Genomic DNA, 11,537 nt, shown 5'->3' with positions numbered 1-11,537 from the left:
TTCCCATTTAAGCTGTCTCTTGATCACATCTCCATCAACTCGGTAGGTATTCTAAGCCCTTCTACTCGTTCCTGTAAGCGGAACTATTCTTTCCATATAGGAGACCAAGCTGCTTTTCCAGTCCTTTTAGAGTCAGTCCAACCACCTAACTTGGCTATTGCTTTATAAGCCTAAGCAACGGTAGGTATTTTTTCAGGTAATGATGTTCTTTCAACACTATTCCATAAGACTTTCCATTCAGCATCAGAGAGCAATTCATCACAATAAGTACTGCTATCATTGATGTCTAGAGTAGTTGGGTATTCCAAATACTCTTTTAATTGGAGTAATCGAATGGCTACAAAGGAGAGAATGACCATCATTTTCTCTAAATTTTCAATCGATTGCATGCGCTGCTCTTCAGCACCAACCCCAGATTTCCATGCATTGTGAAATCCTCAATGCGCCATCTCATTTCATAATATCGCGTTATTTTGCGGGTGCACTCTAATGTTGTGGTAGCTTCTGTTGTTAATAGAATCCATTCAAGACAATCGCTTTCAGATGCTTTTTTTCTTTAGCGATTACTACATTTAAAGTGATTGGTTTTAATACACGTCCTTTGGCTCTTCGCTCAGAAGGCGAGAAAGTAACGGCTGTTGTTTTTAACTCAAGGGTCGCTTGGCGTTTCTTTCTATTTGCTTTTTGAGCCACTTCAATAGTGTAAGTACACAAGGTTACTGCTGACGATAAAACCTGAAATAAATAACCGTTGCTTCCTCTAGTTTTTGATTATGACTCGCTCGAACAATAAAACGTTGAGCATGGTCTAACTTATACTGAATGTATTCAAAAATATCGGCTTCTCTATCACAAACAGAAATCACGTCAGACATTTTATAACCCAATCGGTTCTCTAACTCCCGAGTATTCTTTTCCCATTTATAGCTTTCTTTCTCTGTATATAACCTTACTCGTCGATGATTCTTTTTCCCTCTTTCTTTGCTATCTCGACACCAACGTTCTTGCGCTATTAATCCTATTGTCTTTTCTTGCTCTGCATCCATGAGCGTAGTGGTGTGAGCATGAAAACCTCGATTACTTTTTTCTTTGGGACCACCTAAATCACCTAATGATTCTTTTACGTGATGGGTATAGGAGAGCGTGGTTGTATCTTCAATGGCTAAAAGCGTTGGGATTGACTGAGATAACAAGCTTGTTACTTGATAACCACCCTCTGCAATCTGATTCGCTGTGACCCGTTTGTTTCTTAAAAAACGATAACTACCTTCTATAAGCGCATCCTGTCCTTCACAGCTTTCAGAAAGAGAACCACAGGTATGGATGACAGTTGTTTCCCTATCTGAATTAATCGACGAGTAAGTCGTTTATCTCCTAATGAAACAGAACCAAAAATAGCTTCCGACCATGCTGTAGTATCTGCAATTGCCAAGTCCATACCTACCTCAAAAAGTGGTAATTTGATCATGTTTCGTTGGTATAAACAAGATGTGTAGAAGATTCAGCTTTTTTGAGAAAGAGCTGATTTTTGATGCTCAAAGGATGGTTTGTATTGTTTATTATCTAAAAATTTTTAATAAGCTCTGCTAAACGATTGAAATAAGCTAGCTGCGTAGCCCGGATGCAGGTGCAGTCGTAATTCGGGATATTGGGCTTCGAACATCCCAGATTTCGTTTCACTTCATCCGGGGCTAAGCTTGCTTCTCTGTTAAAAGCAATAATTTGCAATTTAGTTACAATCTTTACTAATCATTGACACTAAGACATCATTTCAGTAAATTTGCTGCACTTCGCGGTGACAAGGAGATGAGTTGTGCCCTTACCTTTACAGGATAGAGAAAATCCTCTGTATAACTTAACGCTCGAAGCACAGTGCGAAGTGGTTATCAAATGGCATGAAAAGAAGATAACTCCCAAAAAGCTATTCTCTTTAACCTCTCCTTATACCGAAGAAGCACTTAAAAAAGCCTACCGTCAGTTAGCACTTCATTTTCATCCGGATAAAATGCAGAATTAAAATCAGCAGAAAGTGCTTTTAAAATCGTAACTGCTGCCTATGATTATTTAAAATACGATATAACACCAGAAGCTGAAAAGAAAAGTGCTTTTATCGCTCTGCAGGGAAATGATTTTTACAAGCGATATGGTCTTTTAAATTCTAAAACCCATTCCACTTACTCTAATTTTTATTCTCACGGATTTAGCTCAACTTCTAAAAAACAAGCTCAGCCCCCTAAAAAGAAAGCTTACAGGGAGATGAGTTTTTTAGAGCTTCTCGCCGAAGCTAAGCAAGACCCCATTCCTGATGGTGTAATCGAGGGATTGAAGCAGTACATTCGACGGGATAAGAATTATTTAACAGTCCAAATTCGAGAAGATTTTCTTGGTGTAGTTAGATTTAAAACTCTATTAAAAATCGTTGCCTTTTATGGTGACCTCAATTTTTTTCAATGGCTGATTGAGGAAGGCGCAACACTTTGTATCACTCAAGAGAGCTCTCACGAGGACATCATCAATTCCGTCTGCTGTAACAGAGAGCACAATAAAACGATCCTGCCTTATTTGCTGAAGCGTTTTGGTAAAGACATTTTTTATACCAAACAACAGAAGGACGCTTGCAACCCCAATGGTGGCGTTTGCAAATAGCCATTGAAGAAGTATGCAGCAGAATTCTTATTGGAAAAAGTAGGCTATGCGCAGCATCTCAAGGGCCATTTTTTTGACAAAGCTTGGCATGAGTCCGTAAAGGATGATGCATGGATTAAATCTCAAGATTACAAAGCGAATAGAGAACCCATGCTGGCCTTGTGCTTAAGATATGGATTATTAAAGGATTTAAAACAATCCTTTTATGATTTGATAAAATGTGATTTTCGCTCCGAAGCCCTATTAATTTTACCCCAATTACCGAATGAAGAGTTAGAAAAATCCATTTATTTTGCACTAAAGCTTAATCGTATTAACATGGCTAAGGAGATATTACGCCGTTATAAGGGAACTGTTTACTACACTATAATGTTGGAAGCCTTAATAGAAGGCACCCAATACTGCTCTATTGAAACTCACGCCGAAACACTCGCATGGTTGCGTGCTCTTCTTTCCGATTATTCCTTCTCCCCGCTAATACTGCGTGATATCTTAAAGGACCTCATTTCAGTGGATGGCACCGGTAATCCTAACCACTTGGCTATAAGCTTTCAGATACTCCCCGATGTGGCGCGACAACTCATTTCCATCACTTGCAAATACCCAGAAGAACAGGAAATGGTAAGTGATCTCTTAAATCAGACCTATTTTGCGGTAATGCGAGAGGCAAATGCTAGAGCTTTAAATGATGGCAATGTCGGCTGCGAGAACCTAGCCCTTAAGACGCTACAAAAATTACACGCTATTTACCCTCCCCCGATTGGCTTATAAAGAGCAGCCCTTTGGGATGCGAAATATTTGTATAATAGCGAGCACAAGAAAAAGGGCGGGCTCTACCACACCATTTGCTGGTTAATCAGCTTAGGCGGGAGTCCGCTAGTGATGCCCCAAGGATTATTACGAGTTTAAAAACATCACGCCGCTTCATTTTACTATCGAATATAATCTTAACGCTTTCGCACAGCAAATCTTTGAAAAAATGTGCGCAGAAAAATACTCATTGAATGCGATAGTCAGTAGAAAAGAAAAGCATCGACACTATGCAGCCCACTATGTTTTATGCAATTACACCTACTTGCATTTAGCCATCGAAAAAGGCCAAGAGCAACTAGCAGTCAATCTAATCCACGCAGGTGCTGATATTCATCTTAACGCCACGATTGAAAAAACCCAAGAGGGCTTCATGAGCTTATTTTCCCCCATAAGCTATCAAGAAAAAACAGCGCTTGAAATGGCTGTTGATTATAAGCGCCCACAAGTCATTCGTGTTTTGCAGCTCGCTTTGCTTGATGAATACATTGAGCAGCGGGAACAAGAGGAGGAATACCTAAGTCAGTTTAGGCTTTTTGGCTGCCTTATCCTAGCCTTAGGCTGTATTTCCTTATTTGGGATTATCTTAGGGCTTGGCTACAGTAGGACGACTAATTAGAAAAGGCCCGTGAATTTCGTGAGATGCTCCTGAACAATGAAGTCGATGAAGCGTCTTTTAAGAGAATTCACCAGGACGCTCTTGCAGAGGGTCGATTAGGCGAAATAGTGAAGCTATCTACGCATTACCTTAATGATAATGTCCCAATACCACAGTCTCATTTTTCACCTTCGACATTTTAATTGTTTTAATCAGGTTTGTTAGATTACAAGGGGTTAGAAAAATGTTTTGAAAAACTTCCCACTGATTTACAACATTTACTGAAAAAATCTGAGGGTAAAACAGAAGTTGATTTATCCAATTATAGCTTACAGTGGTTATCGAATGATGCTTTTCAAATACTTAGTGAAGGGTTACATCAAAACAAGAGGTTAAGAAAACTCCTTTTAAGAAATTGTGATTTATCTTTCTGTTTTAACCAGAAAAGCGAACAAATTAAAAATTTATTGAGAGGATTAAATAATTTAGAAACGATTGATTTAAGTAATAGCCAATTATGCCTTGATGACATAAGCAGTTCGGTATTAACAGAACTTGCCCATTTGCCGAGATTAAATAAACTGATCCTTCTAGATGAGCATCATTCCGCTTGGGTACCGGAGCTTTTTGAGGGCTTAAGAAATTTACCGATATTTCGAGTATATGAACAAGAAGGTGGTCTTTGCTTTTTAAATTACCACGAGGCCAATGCCCTCATGGAAGCGCTAAGAACAGAGGAGAAAACGGCTCAATATTTTCTCGGTGAGCCTAAACAAGTTGAATCTAAAAAAAATGAACCAGGCGACTCCCAGGATTTGCTTAAATCTTTACAAGCCGCACTAGAAGCTCATTCTAACATTAAAACCTGGTTCACTTATTACAAAGCAATGAGTTTTTCTCCACCGAAACACTCCTGGCTCTTTCCTCCAGAAAGGGTTTCTTTCACCCAGCAAATGGTCGCTGCTCTCCGTTTTATTGACCGATTACGGGTTCCTGGCCTTTCATTGCGCTACTTCTCTGCAATAAAAATTTTTATGCTCGACATTGACCAAGGGTATGCCGCCTCATTTGAACAGTTAATGGTAGCCTTATTAGACGCTTATCCTTTCTTCCAAAAGATTGACGAGGCCTATTTTTCAAGTTTAACAACAAAGAAGAAACCTGCTGTTGCAACTTGGCAAATCATGTTCCCTCCGTTTGCGATTAGTCAGGTAGGGTGGGATTTACTGCAAGATGTGCGGGCTAAATACGGCAATCGTATCACTGTCATGATGCGAGAACCAAAACCCTCAAAAAATCTCGAAGAAGAAAAAAACAAGTATACTACTCGACCAACAATTGACCTTAGAATAACGAAAGCGCTTACCTTGCGTTTTGCTCAAGAGAACTTATTCCATCAATTGACCCAGAATAGGCTGAAAGCAACCCTGAACGAGTGGCTTTCTGGCTTAAACCAACTCTTCAATGATCCGACTACAAAACCGCTTGTGTATGAATTTTTTATTGTCCATCACCTTTGCACAATAGCAGAGATTAGGAATTTGGAGGAATTACACGCTGTTTTGGCGCAATTAAAAGACCGAGATAAATCAGCAGAAGCGAAAACAAAGCTTGCTCCTCTCGACCAAGAAATCCTAGGGCTGTTAAAGCCTGATAGCACAACATTGGGTAAATGGTTAGCGGTAACCCTGCCGACAGAAAACACATTAAAACGAGCCTCAGAACAAAGCACTCTCCCCACTTTACCGCAAACATCAAGCTGGGCCTCTCAAAGAACCTCCGAGCCCGAAATAAAAGAAAAAACCCGCAGTGCATTTGCTGAAGAGCAAATTCTCTTACAAGCACGCGCATGGTTAGGGGCTATCGCTTTTCATCACCTAACGGGTAAGACGGCTGCCGCGGGCATGTATTGGTATGGCCGCTACTTAGAAACATTACCCCTTACCGAAAAAAAGCCCCCTCTAGAGTCATCCCAAAACTTTGTCCTTGAACAAGCGAGAAAAAGTGGCTTGTATTGGCTTCGTTTAGCCGCATTGCGCTATGAGCATAGGGCGTCGACACATTATTTACAGGAACGCGCTAACTCTTTAAGAGAAAGAGCTGAAAAGCAAAAAACAACAATACAAGCTCTTCTTCGTCCTGCCGATTGTTATCAACTGATGCTCACCTGCGAAGCCTTAGCCCCAATCCTGCAACATCGACAATTAGCCCCGCCTAACCATTTACTCTCGCTTTTCGCAGAGGTGGGCAATTTGAGAGATATGGCTTTGGAGTTAGATATTCTCTATGGGAATCGCTACAGCGATAATATGTTCGCTCTTTTACTCGTTATTGCTTCCGTTAGCAAAGACTTAATAACTTGGTTCATGCAAGCGGGGATGAGTAGGGAGTTTTTTAAAGATAGAACCTATAAGAACAATTATTTAAGAACGATGCAATTTTATTTAATTTCGCTCGTTGCGGATAATCTCATTAGCGAATCGGTGAGGGGCTATTATCTGCAAGAATTAGCAGCCCATCACCCTAAAAGCGTTTTAGCGGCACAATTAATTTCACCTCCCCTTAAAGAAGAAAGCAACGCGGTGGTTCGTTATCATGCTGTTCCTCTTGCAAGAGTAATTACAGATAAGCTCCTTCCCCTTTTTCAAATGCACAGCAACCTTAAAGTAAAAAAGAACTTAGATGAGGAAGAAGCTAAACTTAAAGATTTTTGTGAATTTTTTGATAAACACATACCCCAATACTTGGCCCATGGACGTCTATTTAATGTTCTCATCAATGAGCGTGAGGATCCTTATTTTATCGCCGCTATGTTACATAATATACTCAATGAAGCGCTGGTTTATTTTGGTCTAGACAACAGTTCCTTTGCCGAAAAAATACACGAGACGATGCAAGACATTAAATCCACTTTAGACTATCTCGGTGGAAAGCATCTAACCGCACTTCAACCGACTTCAATGGGTTTTACAGCGACCTTATCACAACAGCTAGAGAGTTATGCCGCCACTGCTAACGTTGCCAATGTGGTCAAGTTAAAACTATTGCCTAAATTTGCCGCCTCACCCTCTGAATACCATCTTCCACACCAGAAAGAAACAAGTTTAGCTACAAAAGCCCTGTATGGGGGTGCTGCTTTAGTCGAGGTGGCCCACTTTAGTCTGCCTCTTATCGTTCTTGCAACTGGAGTTGGGCTCCCGGCACTTTTAGGGGGCGGGGCTTTGGTTCAAGGGGTGCGTATGGCCTTAGAAAATGTTCATCCTTATGCGGAGGCAGCTGAGCATTTCTTTGAGCAAAATATTTTCATTAATATGATTCCACAATTAGCCCATATCCATCATTCCGTTCATGAAGCCGGCATATTCTCTCACGAGCATCAGGAAGAACGTCATCAATTAATTGAGGCAAGCGTGCTTTCTGAACTTAATCATCTAGTTAGCAACGCCTCACCTATTCATCGAGACGCGTTCTCAATGCTGGTTCGCCATTGGGATATGGTTTACTGCGTAATACCACTGACATTAAAAACACCAATAATGTTGTTATTGCTATCCCAGACGATAAAGTATTTTTCACTGTCCTTTTTGCTTTTTTCTAAATAGGTTTGAAACTCATCTGATGTCTTAGGCGCAGCAATAAAAGGAAAATGAAAATCTTGATTTTTTTGCATTGTTTCAATGAATATTTTCTCATCTTGGCATGATGGTACTTTTAAGGTAATCATATTCGACTGCTAATAAAGAATTAAAAAATTTATTTTAACATGGAATGGAATGGCGCTCCTCCAATGCTTCTGCGAAACATTTCATATCATTAATATTCTGCCTTGAGGCAGACTCCCCTTCAATCCAGCGATTAACACTCCAATGCCACGGATAGGTTGAGGATGGTTTCCCAAGTGCAATAGGCTGTGTGATTTCAAATCCAAGTTGTCTCGAAAGCCAAGGCAACCATTGATATTCTTTTTGAATCTGTGGCTCATACTCCTCAGCGCTAGGTAACCGAATCACCATTTCTTCACCTAAGTGAAATGTTCGATTATCCCAACCACTTTGAGTAACGGGGTAAATTGGCAATGATTTCCATTGTGAGAATTGCTCAGCAATCAGTTTTTGAACTAAATTTGTGTCGATTTTCATAGGCTACTTTAATATTAAGCGCTAACTATTGTTGGAGAGCACCTGTTTTTTCAACTGTATAACCTTCTATTTTTAAGAATCTTACAGTGATTTTAAGTAACATTGAATGCTTTGGGGAGGTGTTATTTATTTCTTTTGCAATATTGATTAAATCTACTCACCCGCCATCAGCGTTGCTGGTTTCACAAGATGGGCAATGTGCTGGTCAAAATTACCCACATTACTACTTACTAAAGCGAAACACCAGCTTCAATCAATTTGGATGGCGCCAACCCGTGAGCAAGCCTATATGGTTTTCAAGCGATGTGACAATGCCAAACATCATTGGCACAAGCTGCGCGGCTTCAAGAAATTTGCCGTCGTGATTCGCGGCGTAAAATTCGTCAATGGCTTGAGAGATACCGACAATTCAGTCGATGAAGTTCATGCCGCCTAATCTTTTTTGACCATACACAAATTTAGAACATAGCTCTATCATAAAAACAGCCTAATGTAGACCTCTACTCCGAAATTCTAGTTCATTCGTTTCTGTCTCTCTGGACGTTGGTTCATTTTGTGGGGTGGTAAATTTTAATGCGTTAGTGTTTCTTTTTTTAGCTTCGTCGAGCTCTTTTGTGTGGCTTTTAAGGTGACTTTTCAGCTCCTTTATATCGCTTTCAACCCCATCAATGTTCTTAGTGTTTTCAGTGTATGCTGAATACGCCTCTTTAACTTGTCTGCCAAGTATCAGGCTTCTATCTTGAATAGTCTGCGAAGGAAAAAGATTGTAAACCCACAAAACGAATCGCTTAAATGCATTCGCACTTCCATTAAGATCTTCGAATGCCCATCGTTCAAGCCAAGTAAACGATTTTTCGAGAGTGCGCTTTTCGTCGTTTAACTTTGTTGCATTTTCTTTCAAAAGACTTAACTTTCGCTCCTTTTTTTCGATTTTGTCAACAAGCGCCTCGCATGTCTGAGTCAAGAAGTTAATACAATCTTGAGACTCTCGTAGAGAAACGGATAGATTCCCTCTTTTAACTTCAGCAAAGAGTTTTAGAAAATCACTGATTGAACTCTTCCCAGATAAATCTTGATAAATCTCCTCTTTTTCGTTAGCCTCTAGGCCCGTCTTTTGAATATAGGCTTCCAGTTTTCTAATTTCTGATTGCAAGGTATCTTCACTCTCTCCTCCCAGAATCGTCTCTGCTTCATGACAAAGTGTCTTTTCTAAATCTGCGTAATCCTCCTCCAATTCTCGCCATTTTTTTAAGCTATTTCTAGTTACTTCTGATGGCATTTTTTCGCAATATAACTCATGTAAAAGAATTAAACGGATCCGATATTTAAGCGTTATATCTGCATCATATTTGGATGGATCCGTTGACTCGCCTCTGTCCTCTTTTTCATTAAAAATAGCCCTTTCTAATACTTGCAAAGAAGCACCAGCATATTTTTTATCGAACTCTTTTTTCATATTTCTTAAATAATGGTACAATTCATTAAACATTACGAGCCTTAATCTATTTTGTATAATGATAGTTTAGCTACAATTTGTTAACATATAATTAACAATAAATTTTATACCTAACGCGTGTTTATTACTGATAAACTCGATCCCTACGTTTGATGTTATTCTTTTCTTTAGCATCAATGATTAAAGACCATTCCTCATGCCACGAAAGAATCGAAGTAAATTCAAACAACTGCAACAAAATTAAGATGCATCATTTTTAAAAACCTTCAAGGACCTTACTTACAAGAATCCATTCCTTACAGGAATGAACTATAGCCAAATCTTCGTTGTACAAAAATAGAATTAATTAATTATTATTTGTACTTTCACGTCGGAGCTACAACCAATGACTAATATTCTTACAGAACTTAAAGAATTATTTTTTGCAATTGCACAGAACGATTTAGAAAAAATAAAAAAGTTTAAAGAGCAGAAAGTTACCATCATTAATGCAGCCTTTAATCAAATCACCCCATTAGGATTGGCGCTCTCTTTGAATCGAGAAGAAGCAGTCAAATTATTGCTCGAATTTGAAGGAATCAATGTAAATCAACCGACTCGATTTAAAACTAAAAATGCAGCGACAATGTGTGGTACCCCCCTATCTCTCTGTGTACATCATAATAAACCATCGCTATTGCAAGCCTTACTAGAAAAAAATGCTGATCCAAATTTAGCAAATGAGGATAAATCGATCCCCTTAATGTGGGCACTTTTCTTTGGCCATGCTGAATGTGCTAGCCTCTTATTTGGGAAAAGCAACTGGGAGTCTAAGAACAAGAATGGACTTACAGTCTATGATTTTCATAAAGCCAGCGTGATGGTAGGAAAAGACGGTTATTCAAGTTTATACCAATACCAACAACAGCATCAATGCTCTCATCCTGCTTTGATAGCTCAGTTTCAGGCCTCACAACCTCAAGTGGGTTCACCCCGATCACTAGTAACACACGCTGTAGAAGTTCGTTCAGCCTCAGAACCAGCCGTGTCTGAAGCAAAGAAAAAGCCCAATCAAAAATCTCGTGTTACTCGTCAGATCACTAAAAATGCCCCCTCAGATAGTCTAAACGGGTTTGTGGCTAAAATAAAAAACCTAGAAGCTCAAATAGCATCAAAAGATGAATTTATTCAAATACTTAGAAAGGAAATAGGAGAACTCAAATCGCTCCTAGCCAAACAAGAAGTACCAACATCCTCAACGACAACAAGTGGTGGATCTGTATGTATTATAGATGAAAACAAAGGTGCTCCATCTGGAGCTGTTGGAGAAGCACAAAATGAAAAACGAGAAGATCAAGAAAATAGACAAAATCAACTGAGTGAGCATGCATTCTTTAATGCCCGTAAAGCAAGAATCGATTTCTTATTGAATAAAGACGATGAAACAATACTCATACCTAATTAACATAGGCTATTGAATCAATCGCGATCAGATTCGATTGATTCGTTAATCAACTACGCTATGAGCTGCTTGTGCAGCGATTCCTGCTGGAGGGATCATTTTGATCCTGCCCTGATTTGTCGGACACTCTGCTAAGAGAGTAAAATCAAAAGCAGAGGTGAGAAAATGAACAAGAATAAAGCAGAGCTAAAAAGAGTTAAAAAGAAATACAGCCCTCAATTTAAAGATCAAGTGATGGAGCGGGCAGATAAAGAGGGCATACCTCAGGTTGCCAAAGATCTTGGTTTAGCCGAATCGTTATTGTATTCATGGAAAGCACAGAGGAAACGAGGTGGCGACACACTTGAAAATCAAAAACTTCAACAGGCAGAGCTTTCGCGTTTAAAGCGCGAAAATGCAAGACTTGCGGAAGAGAATGCATTCTTAAAAAAGGCGGCCGCGTACTTT

At 39.5% G+C, this 11,537-nt stretch carries 9 protein-coding genes and 2 pseudogenes; 8 read left to right on the top strand and 3 right to left on the bottom strand.

Annotated features, from left to right (window positions below):
• Positions 1-83: 83 nt before the first annotated feature.
• Positions 84-1,438, bottom strand: a pseudogene (locus B5D33_RS16150) (IS4 family transposase).
• A 375-nt stretch (positions 1,439-1,813) separates the two neighbouring features.
• Between B5D33_RS16150 and B5D33_RS16145 the strand changes: the two are divergent.
• The 5 genes from B5D33_RS16145 to B5D33_RS16125 all read left to right on the top strand — a co-directional run bounded on the left by B5D33_RS16145 (position 1,814) and on the right by B5D33_RS16125 (position 7,656).
• Entirely contained in the window at positions 1,814-2,017 is a 204-nt protein-coding gene (locus B5D33_RS16145) for a J domain-containing protein (protein WP_058453772.1), read from the top strand.
• Between the two features lie 239 nt (positions 2,018-2,256).
• Positions 2,257-2,646, top strand: a complete 390-nt coding sequence (locus tag B5D33_RS16140) for a hypothetical protein (RefSeq protein WP_058453771.1) — start codon at positions 2,257-2,259, stop codon at positions 2,644-2,646.
• A 3-nt stretch (positions 2,647-2,649) separates the two neighbouring features.
• Entirely contained in the window at positions 2,650-3,417 is a 768-nt protein-coding gene (locus B5D33_RS16135) for a lysozyme family protein (protein ID WP_078767517.1), read from the top strand.
• Positions 3,418-3,625: 208 nt separating this feature from the next.
• Complete coding sequence (locus B5D33_RS16130; protein ID WP_078767516.1) at positions 3,626-4,075, top strand: hypothetical protein; 450 nt, start codon at positions 3,626-3,628, stop codon at positions 4,073-4,075.
• 197 nt (positions 4,076-4,272) lie between these two features.
• The gene (locus B5D33_RS16125) at positions 4,273-7,656 is read left to right on the top strand and encodes a hypothetical protein (RefSeq protein ID WP_078767515.1); all 3,384 of its coding nucleotides are present in this window, start codon (positions 4,273-4,275) and stop codon (positions 7,654-7,656) included.
• 156 nt (positions 7,657-7,812) lie between these two features.
• On the opposite strand, the gene B5D33_RS16120 is transcribed toward B5D33_RS16125, so the two are convergent.
• The gene (locus B5D33_RS16120) at positions 7,813-8,193 is read right to left on the bottom strand and encodes a phosphotransferase (protein ID WP_234802536.1); all 381 of its coding nucleotides are present in this window, start codon (positions 8,191-8,193) and stop codon (positions 7,813-7,815) included.
• 159 nt (positions 8,194-8,352) lie between these two features.
• Here B5D33_RS16120 and B5D33_RS17135 point away from each other — a divergent pair.
• Positions 8,353-8,629: pseudogene (locus B5D33_RS17135) on the top strand (IS256 family transposase); the annotation flags it as partial.
• A gap of 51 nt (positions 8,630-8,680) precedes the next feature.
• Here B5D33_RS17135 and B5D33_RS16110 read toward each other — a convergent pair.
• On the bottom strand, positions 8,681-9,682 hold the full coding sequence (locus B5D33_RS16110; RefSeq protein WP_058452810.1) for a hypothetical protein: 1,002 nt from the start codon (positions 9,680-9,682) through the stop codon (positions 8,681-8,683).
• Positions 9,683-10,034: 352 nt separating this feature from the next.
• On the opposite strand from B5D33_RS16110, the gene B5D33_RS16105 reads away from it, so the two are divergent.
• Together B5D33_RS16105 and B5D33_RS16100 are read left to right on the top strand one after the other, a co-directional pair.
• Positions 10,035-11,093 carry an ankyrin repeat domain-containing protein gene (locus tag B5D33_RS16105; RefSeq protein ID WP_058452811.1) on the top strand — a complete coding sequence of 353 codons (1,059 nt, stop codon included), beginning with the start codon at positions 10,035-10,037 and terminating at the stop codon, positions 11,091-11,093.
• Between the two features lie 162 nt (positions 11,094-11,255).
• The coding region (locus B5D33_RS16100) for a transposase (RefSeq protein ID WP_139364752.1) at positions 11,256-11,537 on the top strand (282 nt) is incomplete at its 3' end.

The sequence above is a fragment of the Legionella maceachernii genome, assembly GCF_900167045.1.
GTDB lineage: Bacteria > Pseudomonadota > Gammaproteobacteria > Legionellales > Legionellaceae > Tatlockia > Tatlockia maceachernii.
The sequence above is the reverse complement of the archived record's forward strand: the minus strand, read 5'-3'. Positions and strand labels throughout refer to the sequence as shown.

Bases quoted from the DNA above. Each gene is read 5' to 3' on its own strand.
- B5D33_RS16105 (WP_058452811.1), top strand. From the start codon at position 10,035: ATGACTAATATTCTTACAGAACTTAAAGAATTATTTTTTGCAATTGCA.
- B5D33_RS16130 (WP_078767516.1), top strand. From the start codon at position 3,626: ATGTGCGCAGAAAAATACTCATTGAATGCGATAGTCAGTAGAAAAGAA.
- B5D33_RS16140 (WP_058453771.1), top strand. From the start codon at position 2,257: ATGAGTTTTTTAGAGCTTCTCGCCGAAGCTAAGCAAGACCCCATTCCT.
- B5D33_RS16120 (WP_234802536.1), bottom strand. From the start codon at position 8,193: ATGAAAATCGACACAAATTTAGTTCAAAAACTGATTGCTGAGCAATTC.
- B5D33_RS16110 (WP_058452810.1), bottom strand. From the start codon at position 9,682: ATGTTTAATGAATTGTACCATTATTTAAGAAATATGAAAAAAGAGTTC.